Source organism: Pseudomonas sp. P7758, assembly GCF_013386485.1.
GTDB lineage: Bacteria > Pseudomonadota > Gammaproteobacteria > Pseudomonadales > Pseudomonadaceae > Aquipseudomonas.
The window spans coordinates 1-20915 of the sequence record NZ_JACARS010000026.1; the positions used below are offsets into that span (position 1 = coordinate 1).

Genomic DNA, 20915 nt, shown 5'->3' on the forward strand with positions numbered 1-20915 from the left:
ACCATAAGTCGCCGTTACCTAAATAACGGATATGTACTCCCCCCCAAAAACGCTCAGCGCCCCCTAGCGAACAATCTTGTCCACCTGAATCCCCAGCTTCTTCAACCGATACCAAAAACTGCGCTCGGAAATCCCGATCTTCTGCGCCGCCGCAGCCTGCACCCCGTTGCTCTCCTGCAACGCAGCCATGATGTAAGCCTTCTCCACCTCAGCCAGCGCCGCATCCAGATCCTGCGGCACACCCGGCCCGTTGCTGAGTATCGCGCCCACCCCATCCTCAGCAGGCGTCGAAGCAAACAGATACGCCGGCAAATCAATATCCTCGATCACCGGCGTCGCCGCGACAATGGTCGCCCGCTCCACACAGTTCTGCAGCTCACGAATATTGCCCGGCCAGGAATACGCCGCCATGGCCTGCAACGCCTCGGGGCTGAAACCGGTGATGCGTTTGCCCGCCGTGGCACTCAAGGTCTGGGCAAAGTGCCGGGCCAGCGGCGCGATATCTTCCACCCGCTCACGCAAGGCCGGCAGCGGAATCGGAAATACGTTCAAGCGGTAGTAAAGGTCTTCACGAAACTCTTTGTTCGCCACCGCATCCAGCAAATTCTTGTTGGTGGCAGCGATCACTCGCACATCCACCTTGCGCTCGCGCGGGTCACCCACCGGCTCGATCACCCGCTCCTGCAAGGCCCGCAGGATTTTCGCCTGCAACGCCAACGGCATGTCACCCACTTCATCGAGAAACAACGTGCCCTTGTCGGCCTGCATGAAGCGCCCGACCCGATCCGCCACGGCGCCAGTGAAGGCGCCCTTGCGGTGGCCGAACATCTCGCTTTCCAGCAAACCTTCGGGGATTGCCGCGCAGTTGACCGCCACAAACGGCTTGTCGGCGCGGTTGCCGTGCTTGTGAATGGCGCGGGCGACCATCTCCTTGCCGGTGCCGCTTTCGCCCGTCAGCAGCACCGTAGCGTTGCTGTCGCGCACCGAGTCCACGGCGTGCAGCACGCGGCGAAACGCCGGGCTGTCGCCCACCAGGCTGTCGAACTGCGCATGTTCATCCAACTCGGCACGCATGCGCGCGTTGTCGCGCATGATGTCGCGAAACTGCAGGGCCTTCGCCACCGTGATGTCCAGCTCGTCGATATCGAAGGGCTTGGCGATATAGTCGTAGGCGCCGTTGCGCATCGACTGCACCGCGTTCTTCACGGTGCTGTAGGCGGTCATCACGATCACCGGCAGTTGCGGGTAGCGCACCTTGATTTCCGCCAGCAGCGCCGGCCCGTCCATGCCGGGCATGCGCCAGTCGCTGATCACCAGGTCGATGTCTTCCTGCTCCAGCACCTTGAGCGCGTGCAGGCCGTTGCCGGCGGTAAACACCTGGATCCCGCTCTGGCTCAAGGCCGACGAAAGCAAGTCACAGAGCTTGGGTTCGTCGTCAACTACCAATACGTTATGCGTCATCACCATCCTCATCATCGCCGTCGTCTGCACCCTGGGCCGGAATGTACAGGCTGAAGGTGGCGCCGGCATCTGTCTCGCTGACACATTCGATGCTGCCGTCATGACTTTCCATGATCGAGAACACTTTGGCCAGACCCAAGCCCGTGCCCGAGGCCTTGGTGGTGACGAATGGTGTGAAGATCCGCTCGATCATGTCCGGCGCAATGCCCTCGCCGGTATCGCCGATGCTGATCACCGTATTGCCGCCCACGCTGTGGATGCCCAGGGTCAGGCGCCCGCCTCCGGGCATGGCGTCGATGGCGTTGAGAATCAGGTTCAGGCACGCCTGCTTGAGCTGCTTGGCATCGGCATAAATCGTCGCGCCGGGAGCCGCATCATCAATTTGCGCGTCGATGTTATGGGTCGCAAGCTCAGGCCCGCAGAAGCCGAGGATCTCCTCCACCACCGGGCGTGCCGCCTGCACGGTGCGCAGCGGTGCACTGGGTTTGGCGAAGTCGAGGAATTCGGTGATCAGGTCGTTGATCCGGCTGACTTCGCTGATCACGTATTCGAGGTGACGCTTGTCGGTTTCCGGCAAATCGGCGCGGCGGTGCAGCAACTGGGTGGCGGTCTTGATAATGCCCAGCGGGTTGCGAATTTCATGGGCCAGGCCCATCGCGACTTCGCCCAGTGCATGCAGGCGGTCGCGGCGGCGCAGTTGCGCTTCCAGGTGATGCAACTCACCGAGGCGCTCGGTCATGTGGTTGAAGGTGCTGCTCAGTTGCGCCAGCTCGTCGCCGCCGCTGACCGCCACACGGTGCTGATAGTTACCCGAGATCACCGCGCTGACGCCTTCGGACAGATCCCGCAATGGCCGGGTCAGGCGCTGGGACACCAGCATGCCCGCACCAAGGGACAACGCCGAGCTGAGCAGGAAGATCAACACGAACAGATTGCTCTGGTTCACCAGGCCCACCAGGCTGGTATGGCGCAACAAGCCACTGAAGATCACCCCTTGCAGCTCGCCGGCATCGTTGAAGATCGGCCAGTACAAACCGCTGTAGTTGTTGGTGAACTGTTCGCTGGGCTGCTTGGTGCTGCGCAGCGCAGATTCGATACTCGAAGGAATCCGCGCGGGGTGATCGACAAAGCGCTGGGTGGAGAAAATCTCCGAAAACCCGCTGGGGTTGGCCAGGTACAAGCGCAGGTCGAGGGAATGCACATCGGCCACGCTGGTCAGGAAACTGCTGTCCAGATAAGTGGCCACCAGCAGTTGATAATCGACGCCGTCCTCGCTGGTCTCGAAGGTGGACACCACAACCCCGGTGGTCACGCCACCCACTTCGACCGTCTGCAACACCGCATTACTGGCCAGGTTGATTTGCTTGACGATGTCGTCGGCGGCGGTGGTAAACACGATTTTGTGGTCACTGCTGCGGATCAGCGCGACCACGTCGATGTCGGTGGCGGCGGCAATATCAGCGGTCAGCTTGTCGTGTTTCTCGGCCTGGCGCGACGACGGCGGCTTGGTGTAGCGCAGGAACAGTTGGGCGACCCGGGCGTTGTCGTGGAGGATGTCGCCGATCTCGTCCTTGACGATCTTGGTCGACTCCTGCAGCCAGATACGCACGTTACTGTCGAAGATCTGCGACAGCGTCGTCGCGGCCAGCTCCGCCGCGATCATCGTCGGGATCACCGTCACCAGCCAGAACGCCAACACCAGCTTGCGCTGGACGCTCCAACGCGAAATGGCAAAGGGGCGGGCTTTTTGGCGGGTCTTGTTGATCATCAGGTTTCGCTTATCGCAGCAGCCATGGCAGGGTCGGATCGATCCGGTCGGAGAAACACTTTTGCAACGAACAGCGCACGGTTGACCAGCCAGTTACGGTGGCGGAAAAACATGCTGTTGCCCTGGAACTCGCAGCCCAGCAGCAACTTGCTGGCATAGCCGGCCTGACCACATTCATATAACGCAATATCGTTGCGAATACAGTAGTCGATGTTGGTTAACCAACTGCGCACCGCCAGGCTGTATTCGCGACTGTAGTTACTGTCTTCGCCGAAAAACTTGTCAATCAGGCGATCCTGGTTCAACAGGATCAGGTTGAACGCCACCAGTTGCTCGTCCACCCAATAAAGCACACAGACCGCACGTTCCTGCAGCTGTTCAAGGATACCGGTGAAATAGCCCGCCGGCAGTCGCTCGAACTGCAGGTCGGAGCGTTCCAGGGTGGCCTCATACAGCGCCATGATGCGCGGCAGTACGTCGTCGATGTTGCGTCGCCACTCGACACGCGGCCCCGGCGCACGCAGTTTGCGGCGCAGGTCCTTGCGGGTGGCTTTGTCCAGGGAACCGAGGTAGGCGTCCACTGAACCAAAAGGGATCGGCAACAAGGCCGTTGGCAGGCTGGGCATGCTCTGGAAACCCGCGCCTAGGCAGCTGTTTGACCAGCCTTCGTCCCTGGTCGGTGCATCCTTGACCGCCACCAGCCCGACGCCGAACGTATCGGCATCCTGGCGCGCGGCAGCGAGCAATTGCGCAAGCAGAGCCTCGCGCCCTGATTCGGCAACGTGGCTGGCGATGCCCGCATTGCACTGCTCCGCCACCGGCGAGCCGATGGCATACAGGCCCAACTTCAAAACACCCGGCCACAGTCGCTCCAGGCGCTCGGTAAAGCGCTTGCCTACGCCTGACACGGTGGTGTCCAGGCGATACCGCGTGATGAACGCCGGCGCGACCGCCACCAGCCTTGCATCGTCAAACACCGCGAGGTAGCGCCACTGAAAGTCATCAATAGCGGCGTTTTCCACGGCCACGTAATAGTCCCAATCCTCCAGGGCATCGGGAAAACAGTCGTTCCAGGCACTGCGTTCGATGGCCCGAATGGTCGAAAAGGCTTGGGCGGTGATCACGTCAAATCCTTAGGGTTCAAGCCAGCTGTCGATAATCTTCAGGTGCCTCTGTGGCGTGTGCGTGCTGCCCGACAAACTCGGCACTCAACTCGATCACCCGACGGTATTGCAGGTCGACGGTGATCATGTGGTAGCAGTTGTCCAGCAGGATCTTGGTCACGGGGCCGCCGAGATGGCGCTCCACGTAATCGGCGTTCCAACGGCTGGTGATGTCATCCTCGATGGAATGCAGCACCAGGGCCGGGGTCTTGATCGATGGCATGAGCTTCTTCACCACGGCATTCATCCAGTGCAACTCGCGCACCGTGACGCCCTCCATGGTCAAGAGACCCGCCTCGCTGCTCTCCCCTTCCTTCATCTGCCGCTCGACGATCGCCCGCAGGCGCTCGTTCTTGATGCCGTAGGGCGGCTTTTCAGTAAAGCGGAACAGGCGCACACCGAAGGGAATACGGATCAGCAAGGGCGTGATGAACGCCATCTTGTTGATGCTCCAGCCGTCGTACTTCAACGTCGTGGAGTACATCAGCAAGCCGGCAACCTGGCCGGGGAACTGCGACGCCACGTACATCGACATCACCGCGCCCATCGACAAGCCGCCGACGAATACCTGCTCGTGACGCTGTTTCACCGCGACGAAGGTCTTGCGCACGCCTTCGTACCAGTCCTGCCAGCCGGTGGCTTGCAGGTCGCTGTTGTCCCCGCAGTGGCCGGCCAGGGTCGGCACGTACACCGTGCAGTTACCGACCTTGGCCAACCCCTGGGCCACCCGACGGAGTTCCGTCGGGGTGCCCGTCAGGCCGTGGATCAACAGGATCCCAATCGGACCGCTACCGAGAACGAAGCCGGCATCACCTTCACCGAGGTCGATCTCGTGGCTGCTCACCGTTTGGTCGCTCGCACAAGCAGTTGCTCGAGCAGCTTCAGGCCCAGGTCGATTTCCGGGTAGCTGATTTCCAGCGACGGTGCCAGGGTGATCACGTTCTTGTAGTAGCCGCCCACGTCGAGGATCAGGCCGAGTTTCTGACCGTCAACCACCATGTCGCCCTTCATGCCTTCCTCGACCATGTAGTCCAGGGTCGCCTTGTCCGGAGTGAAGCCGTCCGGGCCGCAGATTTCGCAGCGCAGGGCCAGGCCCAGGCCGTCGACGTCGCCGATGATCGGGAAGCGTTTTTGCAGCTCTTGCAGGCCGGCCAGGAAGTATTTGCCTTTGGCCATGACCATTGCGCCGTAGTCGACTTCGCTGGTCATCTTGAACATTTCCAGGCCTACCGCGGTGCCCAACGGGTTGGACGCGAAGGTGGAGTGAGTGGAGCCTGGCGGGAAGATCTTAGGGTTGATCAACTCTTCCTTGGCCCAGATGCCGCCCAGCGGGTTCAGGCCGTTGGTCAATGCCTTGCCGAAGACGATCACGTCCGGCTTGACGTCGAAGTGTTCGATCGACCACAGCTTGCCGGTACGCCAGAAGCCCATCTGGATTTCGTCGACAACCATCAGGATGCCGTGCTGGTCGAGGACCTGCTTGAGCTCGCTGTAGAAGTTCATCGGCGGGATCACGTAGCCGCCGGTGCCCTGGATCGGCTCGACGTAGAAGGCGGCGTATTCGCTCTGGCCGACTTTCGGGTCCCACACACCGTTGTATTCGGTTTCGAACAGACGGGCGAACTGCTGCACGCAGTGGCTGCCGTATTCTTCCTTGGTCATGCCTTTAGGGCCGCGGAAGTGGTACGGGAACGGGATGAAGTTGGCGCGCTCGCCGAAGTGGCCATAGCGACGACGGTAGCGGTAGCTCGAAGTGATCGACGAAGCGCCAAGGGTACGGCCGTGGTAGCCGCCTTCGAAGGCGAACATCAGGCTCTTGCCGTTAGTGGCGTTACGCACCACTTTCAGGGAGTCTTCGATGGACTGCGAACCGCCCACGTTGAAGTGCACACGACCGTCGAGGCCGAATTTTTTCTTGGCGTCGACTGCGATCATTTCCGACAGCTCGATCTTGCCTTTGTGCAGGTACTGGCTGGCGATTTGCGGGAGGGTGTCGATCTGCTGTTTCAGCGCGTTGTTCAGGCGCGGGTTGGCGTAACCGAAGTTAACGGCCGAGTACCACATTTGCAGGTCAAGGTAAGCCTGGTCTTCGGTGTCCCACACGTAGGAGCCTTCGCAGCGGCTGAAAATGCGCGGCGGGTCGATGTAGTGAACGGTGTCGCCGTAGGAGCAGTACTTGGCTTCTTTATCCAGAAGAACCTGGTCTTCTGCGGTAGCGATGCGGATATCAGACATGGTGGAAGAGTTCCTGATTGTCGGAAGAGGTGCTGAAGGAGGTGGCGTTGGCGGCGATGCCCTGAGGCAGCTTGGCCAGCAATGCCGGCAGTTCGGCGAAGGTGTCGAACCGCGCGTAAGGGATGTTGTTGGCTTCGCAGTAGTCGGCCAGGCTGGCCTTGGCGAAGACGAAGTCGGCGGTGGAGGCCACGCACATGTCGGACTTGCCGTCGCCGATCACCAGCACGCGCTTGTTGCGCGGCGTGGACTTGCACTTGCAGTTGCCGGAGGCGGCACGGCAGGCGTCGCTGGCATACGGGAAGTCGATGCGCCAGCTGTTCTGGTCGACCTGGCGCAGGCGGTTGGCGAGGATCGGCAGCAAGGTCACGTAGTTGCGCGAGAGAATCCGCGCGATGCCTTGTTCGATGCCATCGCTGACCACTTCAATGGAAGCGCCCAGGCCCATGACGTGGTCGACGAAGTCCGGGAAGTCCGGGTCGATCTCGACGCTGTCAAAATACGCCAGCAACTCGGCCGGGGTCGCCTTGATCAGCGCCAGTTGACGGCTCAGGCATTCGCGCGAACCGATGTGCCCATCCAGCCATTCCTGCTCGATGGTTTCCCACTCGGGGCCGGCGAAGCGTTGGAGGACGTTGTCGATGACGTCGGTAGGGGTGATAGTCCCGTCGAAGTCACACACGATATGCCAGTGGATCATCTGCATTTACCTATGAAGTAGGAACGCGCTGTTGCGCTTGCAGGGGATAGAGCATGGAGTGTGCCAAGTGCCACCAACCCCTGTTTTCAAAGGGTTTGGCGGGTATCGGCGTGTGGTTGTGTCGGAACTTGCTACAATTTTTGTAGCTTGCTACAACCTAGATGAGTGCTTGCCTAAGGCAGGGCGTTTGCGCGTTCATGCGCGCATGTTCACAAAAGGAAATGGCTCCATGTCCAGGGTTACTTTTGCTGTATTCACCGGCTTGCTGGGGCTGTGGGGCGTTTGCGGCGCTGCGCTGGCGGACGGAATTACCGGTGAAGCCGGCGCAGGCGTCAGCTATCAGCCCCACGATCCGACGGGCAGCCGCTACGAAACGCGGCCGATCCCTTATTTCGACCTGGATTGGGGGAGTGTCAGCCTGGGTACCGACGATGGGCTGACCTGGAGTGCGCTCAATACCAACGGTTTTACCGCGGGGCCCTATATCAATTACCTGCCGGGGCGCACGGCCAATGGCTCGTTGCGTGGGTTACGCGATGTTTCGGACATGGCCGAGATCGGCGGTTTCATCCAATACGCTCCGGCTGATTTCTGGCGGGTGTATGCACAGGTGGGCCAGGCCGTGGGCGGGGCGCGTGATCAAAGCGGCGTGGTGGGCAAGCTCGGCGGCGAGTTGGGTTATCCGTTGGGGAGCGGCATTATCGGCAGCACCGGCTTGATGGCGCACTTTGCCGATGCCCGCCAGGCGCAGACGTTTTTCGGGGTGGATGCCAATGAGGCTGCGGCCTCCGGGTTTCGGCCGTATAACGCCAGTGCCGGGTTTCAGAACCTGACGTTGACGCAGAGTTTTGAGTTTCCTTTGGATGCGAAGTGGTCGCTGTTGACCAGTGCCAGTTGGATACACCTGGTGGGGTCAGCGGCCAATAGCAGCATCGTCAAGGAGACCGGGGATGTGAATCAGGGGCAGGTGCAGACGGCCATCAGCTATAAGCTTGATTGAAGCAACAGCAAAATCAAAGGCGGGCACGCTCCAAATGTGGGAGCGGGCTTGCTCGCGAAGGTCGTTAACGATGACTCGGGCCTCCTGATTCAACACGGCGCCCTCTGGTTCTTCGCGAGCAAGCCCGCTCCCACATAAAGCGGCTCTGCTTTTGCTTCTAACACTCAGGTCGGCTGCTTTTGATTTTTATCTGACAGCCCCATTCAGCCCTTGGCCTCACTGATAATCTGCCGAATCGCCCCGACAAACGCCTCAGCCGGCTGCCCACCACTCACCGCGTACTGATCGTTGAACACGATGGTAGGCACAGAAGTCACCCCGCGAGATACCCACAACTGCTCCTGCTCCCGCACCTCGGCGGCATATTCGTCCGAAGCCAGAATTTCCTCTGCCCGCACACGGTCCAGCCCAACACCCTCGGCAATCCCCGCCAACGTCCCGTGATCAGACGGATCCTGCTGGTCAGTGAAATACGCCTTGAACAATGCTTCCTTGAGGTTGTACTGCAACCCCTCAAGCCCCGCCCAATGCAACAGACGATGCGCATCAAACGTGTTGTAGATACGACTCTGCCCGTCCGTACGAAACGCAAACCCCAACTCCGCACCCATATCACGAATCCGCGCCCGGTTAGCCTGGGACTGCTCAGCCGTGGAACCGTACTTTTCAGTGATGTGCTCGGTAATGTTCTGCCCTTCGGCAGCCATGTTGGGGTTCAGCTCAAACGGCTGGAAATGAATCTCGGCCTGCACCTCCGGACCCAGTTGGTCCAGGGCCTCGGTCAAGCCACGCAGGCCAATGATGCACCAGGGACACGACACGTCGCTGACGAAATCGATTTTCAGGGGAGTACTCATGACTAGGCAACCTCGCTGGCATTAAACGCCGGAAAGGTCCCACGATACACCCCGTCAAGCCCTTACAAAACCTTCGCAGGCACCACCGGGTCGATCTGCGCCCAATGCGCCGCATCCTGCCGATGCGCTTGCAAGTAGGGCAAGACCGCCGCCAGCAACGGCGCCTTGAACGCCTCCTGGAAACGATGCGCCAGCCCCGGAATCAGCCGCAGCTGGCTGCCGTGGATATGCGCCGCCAGGTGCACCCCATGCATCACCGGCAACAATGGATCGGCCGTGCCATGCACCACCAGCGTCGGCACCCGCAGTTGATTGAGCAACGGCACCCGGCTCGGTTCGGCAAGGATCGCCATGATCTGGCGCTTCACACCGTCAGGGTTGAACGCCCGGTCGTACGACTGCGCCGCCTGCTGCAACAGCACCTTGCGATCATCCTTCACATAAGGACTGCCCAGCGCCGCCAGCAGGTCGGCCTGTTGTTCCAGGGCCACTTCACGATTGGGCGCGCTGCGGCGCGACAACAGTTGCACCAGCGCCGCACTCGGTGCCGGCAGGCCTTCGGCGCCGGAGCTGGTCATGATCAGCGTCAGGCTTTCCACCCGTTGCGGCGCCATGGCCGCCAGGTGCTGGGCGATCATGCCGCCCATGCTCGCGCCCAGCACGTGGAATTGCTGGATGTGCAAGCCGTCCATCAAGCCCAGTGCGTCGTCCGCCATGTCGGTCAGGGTGTAGGGCGCCGCCACCGGCAGACCGAGCTTGTAGCGCAGCACTTCAAAGGTCAGGTTGGCGCTGGCCGGTGCCTGGCGCCAGGTGGACAGCCCCACATCACGGTTGTCATAACGAATCACCCGAAAGCCCTGCTCACACAGGGCCACCACCACTTCGTCCGGCCAGTGGATCAACTGCCCGCCCAGCCCCATCACCAGCAGCAAGGCCGGGTCGGAGGCACGACCAATGCTCTGGTAGGCCAGGCTCACCTGTTCCAGATCAACCCGTTCAGTCGGGACATTCACATCACATCGAGAAGCCGCAAAGGACGGCAGGCCGAATAACAGAGCGGCCATGAAAAACAACACGCGCATGAAAAACACCGAAACGCAGAACCCCAGTAGAGCGCGAGTCTGATGAACTTTGTACAAGCGCGCTGCCACAATTCAGTGACAGTTTGATGAAGGGCGCCCAACGGTCATCCGCGTATCTATCTATCACCTCACGCACTGGCCCCGCCTTTTTAATGGTGCATTCACCGGCAAGCCCGGTCTCACCAGAGCATGAACACACCATCATGAGTGACCTCACCCTACTTCCCCCGTCTGCCACCCTGAGCGACTTCGCCTCACCGTCGCTTCCAGGCCAGGCCCGCCTCCAGGACCAGAGCCTGTCCCTGCAAGCCTCAGCGCGCTGGCGCGAAAGCCAACAGGAGCTGCATCAACTGATTGCCCAGGCACCCGGCGTGCGCGACTCCATCGAACAACTGCTCACAGAGCATTGGCAACTGGGCGCCGCACCGGTCGGCCTGGGATTTCTCAAGACCGAAGATCACGACGAGCACTTCGTCAGCCTGGCGGATGCCTGGGGCTTTATCTGCCAGTTTCCAGACATCTCCCCCACCCTGGATGCCCGCAGCACCGTGGTCGGCCTGGCGTCCCACCGCCTGTCAGCCCTCACGCCCGTGCAATTGCTCAAGCGGCTCCAGGCACTGGGCCTGGGGAAACTGCTCAGCGCCCGCTGGGAAAACTATTGGAGTACCCGGGCGCCGGGTACGCCGTTGTCCCGTCGCGAGCGGGCGGCACAACTGTACTGCCAGCATTTCGAGGCCTGCGGGCAATCGGCCTATGCCCAGGGAAGGCTGGGTGCCCAACAACTGATCTCGTTGCAGACAGTGCTCAACCCGGTCACCACCCCCAATGGCGTACGCCCCGTCGAGACCTGCCAGCTGGCGTTGCTGCTGCCCGACCAGAGCAAGGTCAAATTGGCTGGCGCCTGGGTCATCTCCGTGGGCCAGGAGCCGCTGTTGACACAAACCCTGTACCTGCCCTGCCGGCAACCCGGCGTGATGGTCTTCAGCCAACGCCGCGACATGGAACAGTGGCTGGTCGCAGCGCATCAGCAACTGATCCCGCCGGACGTCGCGGCTGACGCTGTCACCGTCGAATACAGCTCGCGCACCGAACCCCTGGAGCACGGCATTCTGGACCTGCTGTCGCACCTGCACGCGGCTCAGCTGGAAAGCCTGCGCAACCGTCATCGCAATGGCAGTGACCTGGCCCGTTACGCCAGCCATGCCCTGGATGATGCCGACCGCCTGGACAGCCAGCGCCGGGAAATCCCGATGCTTATCGCACCGCATCAACCGGCAGCTACGCCCGGCCCGGACGCTGACGACCTGCCTCCTGCCTTGCCCTTCGGCCACCTCAGCGCCGACATTGCCCTGGGCCAGCGCTGGGCCGCGATCAGGCTGCAACGCAGCGCACTGGAACGCTTCCTGGGCGATGGCCCTGAGCAAACCGCCCGGCTGGTGCAGTTGAAGGGTTTGATGCAAGCGCTGAAAGACGCAGAGCAGGCTGGCAATGATGCCGCCAGCGGCCTGCTGGCCAAAAAAGCTGCCCTCGATCAACTTGAGCTGCGGCAAAAACCCAATCCGGACTATGACGCGCTCTACCAGGCGCGGCTCGCCGCCCTGCGCGCCGAGGGCGCCATCCAGCATGCGCTCCAGCAGATCAGCGATGAAGAACACGGCCTGCTCCTGGCCGTCACGGAACACCCCGCGGCCCCGGAACGCCGCCCGGCTGTCGCGGTGACCCGCCTGATCCTCTCCAGCCGTGACCCAAGGGAAGGTTCCGAGGAACTGACAGGCCTGTTGCTCATCACCCAGACCAGCGCGCTGACCTCTTCGGCGCCCCACAGCCTGTTGCTGTACTGGCCCGGCAATGCAGGGGGCCTGCAGCGTTTCGAATCCCGCCAAGCCCTGGAACACTCGCTGTTCAAGCTGTCGAGCGAAGCGCAGGACGTCACCCTGCAATTGTCGCTGCTCACCGGCGACCCGATTGAATACTCGTTGCAACAGCAGCTGTACGCCAGCGAACAACAGGCGTATGCGCTGATCTCCCTCTTCCCGGTGCCTCCGTTCGGCCAGGAGCGAACCGAAGGCCTGGACAGACTCAAAGAGCAAACCCTGTTTACCCTGCAAACCCCGGTGTGCCCGGCGCGGGAACTGGCGTATGGACAACTGCTCGAGCAACAACGCAGCAGCACCCTGGCCGGGGCACTGCCTGGGGAGTTGAGCCAGTTGCCGGCAGATGAACGCCTGGCGCTCAAGCACCTGATACACGCGCAGATCAGCGCCCTGCATCGCTCGCAGCGACTGCTCGAGCGCGAGCTGGAACCCTTCGACGACTTCGGCCAGCGCCGCCTGGACCAACGCCTGCGCGAAGACTTCCAGCTTGAACACACCTGGTCGGTGCAACTGGACCTGCCCGATACGGTCAGCCAGGAGCGCGAATACCTGTCCGAATACGCGGGCCCGGGTACACCGCTCAAGTATGTGACGGTGCCCAGTACCCGCCGCAGCACCCTGTCATTGTTGCAACTGGCCCAGCAAAACATCGACCCGACGCTGGCCCAGCGCCTGACCTACATGAAGCTCGATGTCTCCGGCCCCAATGCCCCTGAAACCACCCGGCTGACCACCGGCCTGTCCCTGGAATACCTGAAGACCCTGGTCAAGGAGCTGGACCTCGCCGGAGCCTACGAAAGCTTGATCACCCGCACCTTCCTCGGTGATCCCGCGGCGGCGCCTTTCACCACGCAGCACCGTCGCGAATGCCTGACCGAGCCGCTGCGCCTGATGCTCATGCTGCAGGGCAAACGCGCCCGGGCCCTGGGGCGATTCGACGACAACGATCTGCGGCTGCTGAACATCGCCATCGACGCCGACAACGCGGATGCCTGGCAGGTGGAAGACAAGAAAATCGTGCTGTTGCCGGCCACGCTGAGTGCGGGCGGTGAAGATACCGACTTCGGTCCGACCACCCTGTCAGGGGTCACGTTTATTCAGGAACAAGTCTCCGGCCTGACCCTGCTGTACCTGCCGAACAGCCCGGACAACCAGGACCTGCGGCGCTACGCGAGCCTGGAACTGGCCCGCAAGGCGCTCTACGACCTCAGCCTGGTCAGCGGCATGAGCGCCTACCTGGCCGGCCTGGCCATCAAGGGCGACACCGCCGCCCACCTCGCCCGGATCGCTCAGGCCCAGCAACGGAATTTTGATCCGGTCTTTGCCGTCGGAACCCCGTGGCCGGCCACCACCTCGCTGGCCGCCCATTTGCTGAACGCCCATATGGGCCGCGTCATAGAAGCGCACCGCGCGACCTCGCGCTCCAACGCGGCCTTGTTGCTGGAGCAGAATGCGCTGCGCGCCGGGCTGATCTTCAACTACCTGAAAATCGCCCTGGGGCTGGTGCCTTTCGTGGGTTCGGTCGTCGCGTTGTATGACGCCTGGTCCAGTGCCAACCTGGCCACTGCTGCGTTCCTGCGCGGGAACGTCGGCCATGGCCTGGCCGAGGTCGAGGCGGTGCTGTTGTCGCTGATCGACTGCGCCATGGACATTCTGCCGGGCAGCCTCGCCCTGCCGGTCAACGCCCGCGCCGCCACGCGCCAGCGTCAATTGCGCCATCTGGCCAGCAGCGCCGCCAGCCTGCACCTGCCCTCGGTCACCCAGGCTCGGCGGGCGGCACAGCGTTTCGCCGGTTATGAATATGAAGGAGTGATCTCGCTGGCCGGGCTGCAACCGCAGACCCACGGTTTTTATCGCAATGTGTACCGGCATACCGAAGGCGACTTTATCATGCGGCGCGGGCGCATCTATCAGGTTGAGCTGGCCGGCGATCCCCTGGACTGGCGCCTGAGCCCGACCCGCAGCAAAACCTACAAGCAGCCGATTGCCCTGGATGAAAACGGCGAATGGGACACTCACTACGGCGTCTACGGCAGCGCATTCAAGGGCGGCCTGGCGGGTGGCGGCAGCGTGCTCGGGCATATGGCCGAAGTGCTTGATCCGATCTGGCCCCAGTCGATCCGTGATTACTTGCCACGCTGGTGGACCGACCGCGCCCTGCGCCGCCAACAGGCGCTGGCCAACAGTATCAACAGCCGCGAAGACCTGATTGCGCTCTCCATTAACCGAACCGAAGAACTGATGGCCCGCACCGACAGCGCAGGCCCGGCGATCCGCAGAGCCTTCGAGCAGGACATCGAGCTGTACAGCCGCCAGTATCAGGAACTGACGGAGTTCGTGCCCTTTACCAGCGGCAACCGCCAGCGCGCGATCAGAGAGGACATGAGCCGCAATGCGGCGCGCCTGACCCTGACCACCCTGAACCGGGCGCGCTATCACTTCAAGCAGATCGAGGCACGGGTCCTGGAGCTTGGAACCCATAACATGACCGCTATCTCCCCCGAGGTTTTCGACACCTTGGCAATCGTTCCCGCCATGCTGGAGATCCTGCGGCAGCGTAAAAGGATCAGCAGCGAGATTCTGCGTGACCTGGACCGGATCGATGCCGACTTTTCCCAGTTCAACCGCTGGTTCGATCAGGTTACCGATGCCGTCCACCGTACCCGGCTAAGCCCGATGCTGGAGCAATTCCGACGTACGCTCAATGACAGCTACCGCACGCACCTGAAATTTTTACACCGCTTCGATACCCTTGAGACTTACCCCGAAGTTGCCGAGCTGTCTTGGTTCTACTTGCGGGCCCAGGCCCGGGACAGCTACGCCAAAGTCAACCGCGCATGGGCTTCGCATTTTGAACTGCCCAACGCCACTGCCAACATCACACAGCGGCGCAAGGTGCTGGAAGACTGCATACAGGCCTATGAACAATTCCGGCTGACCATCCGCACCTGGAACCTCGGTTACCCGCAGCATTTCGACCAGGCGCAACTCAGTGCGTTTTTCGTCGACATTGACCAGATGATCGAACTCGCCCGCCGGGCCATCAAGGAGTCGCCGGCAAGCCGCCCACCGGCCGGGCAACCCGTGCGGCGGGTATTCGACACCGAGGACAATATTTCCCTGGTGGGCACCGAGAGCATCGACCCACAAACCCAAGCCACCACTTACCAGGTTGAGAGCGCCAGCGGGCGCGTCGAGACCTGGGTGAAGGGCCCCGGCGGCAAGTCCCGGCTCAAGGACAATGCCGCCTCGGAACCCGCGCCGCCGGAGTCTAACGTCAAGCCGTTCGTGGTGAGCGAAGCCAGGGCTCGCCTGGACAACGTCGCGCTGTACGAAAGCCGCGCCACCGCCTACACCGAGCAAAAAATGCTGCCGGTGGACCTGGAGCACCTGCTGGTCAGTGAAGCGGCCGAGTTGAACCTGCGGGCCAATCGCCTGGAACGCCTGGACCCTACCGAGGACCTCGTGCGCCAACTGCGGGCCAAGGCCATGGAGCTGACCATCAAGGGCCGCAACCTGCGAATCCGCCAGACCCTCGCCAGCAAAACCCCCACCGAAGGCTATCTGGACTACCTTCGCGAACAACGGGTGGTGGAGATTCGCAAGGGCGAACCGGCCCGCAACCTCAATGAAGGCAAGAAAGGACGGGCGGATTATCTTCAGGAATACGTGGTTCAGGACCTGACACAAACGCCGCCCGCCACCCTGTGGTACGCACACTTTCACTACGACAAGGCCGGGGCGCAGTTCGACGAGTTCATCAAGGCCCACTTGAAGATTCCCGAGCAGCGCAACCTGGGCCTGCAATGGCAAGTCGCCCAGGCGCAAGCCGGGGCCGCGGTGGACCCTATCTGGCGCGGCAATATCGGGCGAGCGCTGGCCACCCGGCACTTTGCCGGGGTGTGAGGCGGCGGGACTTGAGCACGACGGTCGACAGGCCTATCAACATGAGACAAACTCAACCGATCCGAATTTGTCACAAGTTATATTCATGGAGACCCCGTGCTCGAAATCCGCCATCTCAAGACCCTGCACGCCTTGCGCGAAGCCGACAGCCTGGTGGAGGCCGCTGAGCGCCTGCACCTGACGCAATCAGCACTCTCCCACCAGTTCAAGGAACTGGAAGAGCGCATGGGCATGCAGTTATTCGTGCGCAAGACCAAGCCGCTGCGCTTCACCAGCGCCGGCCTGCGCCTGCTGCAACTGGCGGACGCCACCCTGCCCTTGCTGCGCGGTGCCGAACGCGACATCGCGCGCCTGGCCGGCGGCACGGCCGGGCGTTTGCACATGGCCATCGAGTGCCACAGTTGCTTCCAGTGGTTGATGCCGACCATCGACCAGTTCCGCGATGCCTGGCCGGAAGTCGAGCTGGACCTGGCCTCCGGCTTCGCCTTCGCGCCGCTGCCGGCCCTGGCCCGTGGCGACCTGGACCTGGTGGTGACCTCGGATCCGCTGGAGCTGCCGGGCATCACCTATGTACCGCTGTTCACCTACGAAGCCATGCTCGCCGTGGCCAACCAGCACCCGCTGGCGAACAAGCCGTACATCGTGCCCGAAGACCTGATCAGCGAAACCCTGATCACCTACCCGGTGGAGCGGGATCGCCTGGACATCTTCACCCGCTTCCTGGAACCGGCGGATGTAGAACCGGCCCAGGTGCGCACCTCGGAACTGACGGTGATGATGATGCAGTTGGTGGCCAGCGGTCGCGGCGTGTGCGGCATGCCCCATTGGGCGCTGCATGAATACAGCTCCCGGGGGTATGTGAAGGCCAAGCGGCTGGGGGAGAAAGGTTTGTTTGCCACGCTGTACGCCGGGATTCGCGCCGACATGCTGGACGCGCCGTACATGCGTGATTTTCTGCTGACGGCCAAGGACACCTCGTTTTCGACCCTGGACGGCGTCAGCGCCGTTCGCTGACCTGTAGCGGATACCTGTGGCGAGGGAGCTTGCTCCCTCGCCACAAGATCAGGCAGGGATCAGAGAGGCGCGGTAGAACGGCAGAATCAAATCCCGGGTCAGCGGCGCAAGCTGCAAACCGCCGTCGCCCGCCGGGTCGATCCAGCACACCTCTTCAATCTCGGCAGCCGGCATCACCGCCACGTCGATGTGCACCTGGAACAAATCGGCCTGCACCACAAACCCCGGCTCATTCGCCGCCGGCGCCGAGAACTGCCCAAGGTACACAGCCGCCGCCGGATCAACTCGCAGGCCCAGTTCTTCGTGCAGCTCACGGGCCAAAGCCTCTGCGGGTTGCTCGCCGGCATCGATCTTGCCGCCCGGCTGCATGAAGGCCTGGGTGCCGCGCTTGCGTACCAGCAGGGTCTGGCCGTCGCTGCCGATCAGCAGGGCGGCGGCGATGCGAATGGTGGAGGTCATGAAAAGGTCGCCTTGAATACAAAGGCGCAAGGATCCCATGAACCGGTCTCACCCCGAAAGCAGTGCCTCATCCGGCTCCTTGATGAACACGCTGTACTTCGCCCCTTCCATGGCCTCGAACGCAATCAGCTTGTCCACCAGCGGCAGGTTCAACACCTTGCCGGCGTTGAGCAGCAGCATGCCGTTGTCGGCGTTGAGGTTGCGCGCCAGCACCATGCCTTCGGCCAGTTCGCGGGTGGTCAGGACCTTCACCGACGGGTCGCCCAGGGTCACGTCGCTGAGGAACGCGGCGCACGCCTGGACGAAGTCCTCGACCATGTCCGGGTCGTAAAGGCGCCCGGCGTATTTGCGGATGTAGAGCAGCGCTTCGTCGCTGTTCATCTGCCGTTCGAGGATCAAGCCGCGTTGCAGTTCGATGAAGTCCACCGCCAGTTTCAACAGGCGCGAACCTACAGGTATTGCTTCGCCCTTGAGGTGGTCGGGAAAGCCGCTGCCGTCCCAGCGTTCCTGGTGATGGCGGATCAAGCGTGCCGCGTCTTTCATCGGTTCCAGGGTCATCAGCAACGATTCGCTCTGGGCCGGATACGCCCGGTACCGCTCACGGTAGGTGCTGTGCAGCAGGTCGCTGGGAGAGACCATCATGTTGTCGCTCCAACTCAACTTGCCGATGTTGTAGAGCGCGGCGGCCATGGTCAGGTCGCGATTGCTGGCCTCATCCAGGCCGCGGCCGTGGCACCAGGTGCGCACCAGCTCGATGATCTGCCGGTTGGTTTGCTTGGCTCGGGGCAAGCGCAGGTTGGCCAGCAGCGAAAACACTTCGGTGCCGGTGGCGTAGCTGTGTTTGAGTTCTTCGTAGGCCAGGTCGAGCATGTCAGCGGTTTGCTGCAGCTCGCTGGTGCGTGAGGCCACGCGTTTTTCCAGGCTGGCGTTGAGTTGCTTGAGTTCGTCGTTCTGCTGGCGGGTCAATTGCTCCAGGCGCAGGCGCTCACGCTCGGAGTGTTGATGGGCCAGGGATTGCCGCAACGCCAGCAGCAGTTCTTCGTCTTTCCAGGGTTTGCTCAGGTAGCGGTAGATCTGCCCTTCGTTGATGGCCTTGATGATCAGCGTCAGGTCGGTTTCACCGGTCAGCAGGATGCGCACGGTGTGCGGGTAATCATGGTGGATCTGCGCAAGCAGGGTGGCGCCGTCCATGTCCGGCAGGCGCGCGGCACTCATCACCAGGTCGACGGGTTGCTGCGCCAGAATCGCCAGCGCGTGAGCGGCGTCGGTGGCGCTGCATAATTCAAAGGGTTCCAGGCGCAGCAACTGCGTCAGGCGGTCCAGCACGTCCGGGTGTGCGTCAATCAACAGCACCACCGGGCGGTCGGGATTTGCGAAGTTCACTGACTCTCCCATGGGGCACCTCGTATAGCGTCGATGTGCGTGTCCTACGGTCAAGGTAACAGCCTCCTGGCCATTACCCAGCAGTTTAGTCGGTTTTTCTTTGCAGTGATGGCCTTGCGACATCACTTCGTCAGATGGGCATAAAAAAGGGCCACTTCATTGAATGAAGCGGCCCTGAGGTAACGCGCGGTGCATCACGCCTCGGAGGTTTTACCGGCCGAACCAAACGATGCAAATCGCTTGTTGAAGCCGGCGATGCGGCCTTCGGACTGGGTCTTGCGCTGTTGGCCGGTGTACACCGGGTGCGAGGCACTGGACACGTCCAGGAGCACGTAGGGATAGGTGTTGCCGTCGCTGTGTTGTTGCGTACGGTCCGTTTCCACGGTGGAACCGATCAGGAAGAAAACGTCGGCGGCGGTGTCATGGAACAACACGGTGCGGTAGTCGGGGTGGATACCAGGTTTCATAAGGCCTCCGGGGCGTCTGGGTGAACATCAAGTGTTATACAGTAACACAAATGATGCACCCAAACGAGAACCGATTGCAATAAGAATAGACCCCGAGCTTCTATGCGGCTTCCTGGAAGTCCATTTCCGGGGGCTGCCGGGAGAAGCCCCGCGTCAGGAAACCCAGGTACACCAGGCCAATCGCCAACCAGCTCAGGCCCAGGTAAATCGCCAGGTGATCAAGGCTGACCATCAACCACAAATCCGCCACCAGGCCGATGGTCGGGAACACCAGGAACAGCACCAACTCCCGCAAACCGCGCTGCTTGGCACCGATCCAGTAGTGGAAGATCACCGACAGGTTCACCAGGCTGAAAGCCAGGAACGCACCGAAGTTGATGAACGAGGTGGAGGTGGTGACGTCCAGTCTCAACGCCAGTAACGCAACCACCGCGCACAGCAGGATGCTGTTGACCGGCGTACCGAAGCGCGCGTGCAAAGTACCGAAGAACGACTTGGGCAACACCCCGTCGCGCCCCATCGCAAACAGCAACCGCGAACCGCTGGCCTGCGCCGACAGCCCCGAGGCGAACTGGCCGACGATCAGGCCGATCAGGAAGATCGACACAAACAGGTCGCCGCCAATGTTGCGGGCAATCTCGTAGGCGGCAGAATCCACGTCGGTGAACTCGAACGATGGGTGGGCGATCTGCACGAAGTACGACACACCGACGAAGATCAGCCCGCCGATCAGGGTGATCAGCATGATCGCCCGGGGAATCGTGCGGCGCGGGTCGCGGGTTTCTTCGGTCAGGGTGCTGACCGCGTCAAAGCCCAGGAACGAATAGCAGGCGATCGCCGCACCGCTCATGATCAACGGCATTTGCATCTGGCCGTTGAAGAACGGGGTGATGGTCCACAGCGGCTTGCTCGCATCACCGCCGATGTAGTGGATGCACAGCGCGACGAAGGCGACCAGCACCAGGAACTGCACCAGCATCAGCAAGGCGTTGATGCCGTTGGCGAGTTTCAGGCCGATGATGTTGATCACACTGGTGACCCCGATAAACGCCAGTACCCAGACCCATTGCGGCACGGCCGGGAAAGCCGAATGCAGGTAGGCCGCGCCGATCAGCCAGATGGCCATGGGCAGGAACAGGTAGTCGAGCAACACCGCCCAACCGGCGATAAACCCAAGCTTGGGGCTGATGGCCTTGCGCACATAGCTGTAGGCGGACCCGGCCACCGGGAACGCCGAGGCCATGCGGCCGTAGCTCATGGCGGTGAAGAACATCGCCACCAGGGCGGCCAGGTAAGCGGCCGGGACCATGCCGGCGGTGGATTGCGCCAGGATACCGAAGGTGCCCAGGACAATGATCGGTGTCATATAGGCGATGCCAAACAGCACCACCGACCCTAACGACAGGGTGCGTTGCAAACGAGCCATGAGCGATTCTCCGCGCAATTATTAGATTTATGGCAGAACTGAAGTCGGTGCAGCGAACGCAATAATTTTTATGGTTGAAGCAGCTTTTTGGTGAAATGCAGCTTCTGTGGCGAGGGGGCTTGT

Annotated in this window: 15 protein-coding genes; 3 read left to right on the forward strand and 12 right to left on the reverse strand. The window is 61.8% G+C overall.

The features are described 5' to 3' along the window. Positions 1 to 63: 63 nt before the first annotated feature. Genes HX873_RS06980 through HX873_RS07005 form a run of 6 tightly spaced genes read right to left on the reverse strand, consistent with a single transcriptional unit; the run spans position 64 to position 7324 of the window. A complete protein-coding gene (locus tag HX873_RS06980) occupies positions 64 to 1461 on the reverse strand; it encodes a sigma-54 dependent transcriptional regulator (protein ID WP_003216481.1) in 1398 nt (465 codons plus the stop codon). Further along, complete coding sequence (locus HX873_RS06985) at positions 1451 to 3229, reverse strand: HAMP domain-containing sensor histidine kinase (protein WP_102369840.1); 1779 nt, start codon at positions 3227 to 3229, stop codon at positions 1451 to 1453. The genes HX873_RS06980 and HX873_RS06985 overlap by 11 nt, the downstream gene beginning before the upstream one ends. Next, positions 3229 to 4353: a GNAT family N-acetyltransferase gene (locus HX873_RS06990; RefSeq protein ID WP_177122509.1), complete on the reverse strand. Its 1125-nt coding sequence runs from the start codon at positions 4351 to 4353 to the stop codon at positions 3229 to 3231. Before HX873_RS06990 ends, HX873_RS06985 begins: the two co-directional genes overlap by 1 nt. A 16-nt stretch (positions 4354 to 4369) precedes the next feature. After that, positions 4370 to 5236: a carboxylesterase gene (locus HX873_RS06995; RefSeq protein ID WP_003216475.1), complete on the reverse strand. Its 867-nt coding sequence runs from the start codon at positions 5234 to 5236 to the stop codon at positions 4370 to 4372. Continuing rightward, complete coding sequence (locus HX873_RS07000; protein ID WP_003216473.1) at positions 5233 to 6627, reverse strand: aspartate aminotransferase family protein; 1395 nt, start codon at positions 6625 to 6627, stop codon at positions 5233 to 5235. Before HX873_RS07000 ends, HX873_RS06995 begins: the two co-directional genes overlap by 4 nt. Next, complete coding sequence (locus tag HX873_RS07005) at positions 6620 to 7324, reverse strand: MtnX-like HAD-IB family phosphatase (protein WP_177020513.1); 705 nt, start codon at positions 7322 to 7324, stop codon at positions 6620 to 6622. Before HX873_RS07005 ends, HX873_RS07000 begins: the two co-directional genes overlap by 8 nt. Before the next feature lie 229 nt (positions 7325 to 7553). Here HX873_RS07005 and HX873_RS07010 point away from each other — a divergent pair, with 229 nt between their 5' ends. Beyond that, positions 7554 to 8324, forward strand: coding sequence for a MipA/OmpV family protein (locus HX873_RS07010; protein WP_177122510.1), 771 nt, complete (start codon positions 7554 to 7556; stop codon positions 8322 to 8324). A gap of 203 nt (positions 8325 to 8527) precedes the next feature. On the opposite strand, the gene HX873_RS07015 is transcribed toward HX873_RS07010, so the two are convergent. Continuing rightward, positions 8528 to 9181: a DsbA family oxidoreductase gene (locus HX873_RS07015; RefSeq protein WP_003216466.1), complete on the reverse strand. Its 654-nt coding sequence runs from the start codon at positions 9179 to 9181 to the stop codon at positions 8528 to 8530. Positions 9182 to 9243: 62 nt separating this feature from the next. Further along, positions 9244 to 10263: an alpha/beta fold hydrolase gene (locus HX873_RS07020; RefSeq protein WP_177122511.1), complete on the reverse strand. Its 1020-nt coding sequence runs from the start codon at positions 10261 to 10263 to the stop codon at positions 9244 to 9246. Between the two features lie 203 nt (positions 10264 to 10466). Here HX873_RS07020 and HX873_RS07025 point away from each other — a divergent pair, with 203 nt between their 5' ends. Both HX873_RS07025 and metR read left to right on the forward strand, forming a co-directional pair. Then, complete coding sequence (locus HX873_RS07025; RefSeq protein ID WP_177122512.1) at positions 10467 to 16043, forward strand: dermonecrotic toxin domain-containing protein; 5577 nt, start codon at positions 10467 to 10469, stop codon at positions 16041 to 16043. A gap of 96 nt (positions 16044 to 16139) precedes the next feature. Next, positions 16140 to 17057: a transcriptional regulator MetR gene (metR, locus tag HX873_RS07030; protein WP_003216460.1), complete on the forward strand. Its 918-nt coding sequence runs from the start codon at positions 16140 to 16142 to the stop codon at positions 17055 to 17057. A gap of 48 nt (positions 17058 to 17105) precedes the next feature. On the opposite strand, the gene HX873_RS07035 is transcribed toward metR, so the two are convergent. The 4 genes from HX873_RS07035 to HX873_RS07050 form a co-directional block, all read right to left on the reverse strand. Further along, positions 17106 to 17516, reverse strand: coding sequence for an NUDIX domain-containing protein (locus tag HX873_RS07035; protein ID WP_177036176.1), 411 nt, complete (start codon positions 17514 to 17516; stop codon positions 17106 to 17108). A 48-nt stretch (positions 17517 to 17564) separates the two neighbouring features. Continuing rightward, complete coding sequence (locus HX873_RS07040) at positions 17565 to 18911, reverse strand: HD domain-containing phosphohydrolase (RefSeq protein WP_177122513.1); 1347 nt, start codon at positions 18909 to 18911, stop codon at positions 17565 to 17567. Positions 18912 to 19093: 182 nt separating this feature from the next. Then, positions 19094 to 19366 (reverse strand): type B 50S ribosomal protein L31, encoded by a 273-nt coding sequence (locus tag HX873_RS07045; protein WP_177122514.1) that lies wholly within the window; start codon positions 19364 to 19366, stop codon positions 19094 to 19096. A 100-nt stretch (positions 19367 to 19466) separates the two neighbouring features. After that, positions 19467 to 20792, reverse strand: coding sequence for an APC family permease (locus HX873_RS07050; RefSeq protein WP_003216451.1), 1326 nt, complete (start codon positions 20790 to 20792; stop codon positions 19467 to 19469). Between the last annotated feature and the right edge of the window lie 123 nt (positions 20793 to 20915).

Excerpts from the sequence above, each read along its gene's own strand:
- HX873_RS06980 (WP_003216481.1), bottom strand. The coding sequence starts at position 1,461 with ATGACGCATAACGTATTGGTAGTTGACGACGAACCCAAGCTCTGTGAC.
- HX873_RS06985 (WP_102369840.1), bottom strand. The coding sequence starts at position 3,229 with ATGATCAACAAGACCCGCCAAAAAGCCCGCCCCTTTGCCATTTCGCGT.
- HX873_RS07000 (WP_003216473.1), bottom strand. The coding sequence starts at position 6,627 with ATGTCTGATATCCGCATCGCTACCGCAGAAGACCAGGTTCTTCTGGAT.
- HX873_RS07005 (WP_177020513.1), bottom strand. The coding sequence starts at position 7,324 with ATGATCCACTGGCATATCGTGTGTGACTTCGACGGGACTATCACCCCT.
- HX873_RS07010 (WP_177122510.1), top strand. The coding sequence starts at position 7,554 with ATGTCCAGGGTTACTTTTGCTGTATTCACCGGCTTGCTGGGGCTGTGG.
- HX873_RS07015 (WP_003216466.1), bottom strand. The coding sequence starts at position 9,181 with ATGAGTACTCCCCTGAAAATCGATTTCGTCAGCGACGTGTCGTGTCCC.
- HX873_RS07020 (WP_177122511.1), bottom strand. The coding sequence starts at position 10,263 with ATGCGCGTGTTGTTTTTCATGGCCGCTCTGTTATTCGGCCTGCCGTCC.
- HX873_RS07025 (WP_177122512.1), top strand. The coding sequence starts at position 10,467 with ATGAGTGACCTCACCCTACTTCCCCCGTCTGCCACCCTGAGCGACTTC.
- HX873_RS07035 (WP_177036176.1), bottom strand. The coding sequence starts at position 17,516 with ATGACCTCCACCATTCGCATCGCCGCCGCCCTGCTGATCGGCAGCGAC.
- HX873_RS07040 (WP_177122513.1), bottom strand. The coding sequence starts at position 18,911 with ATGGGAGAGTCAGTGAACTTCGCAAATCCCGACCGCCCGGTGGTGCTG.
- HX873_RS07045 (WP_177122514.1), bottom strand. The coding sequence starts at position 19,366 with ATGAAACCTGGTATCCACCCCGACTACCGCACCGTGTTGTTCCATGAC.
- HX873_RS07050 (WP_003216451.1), bottom strand. The coding sequence starts at position 20,792 with ATGGCTCGTTTGCAACGCACCCTGTCGTTAGGGTCGGTGGTGCTGTTT.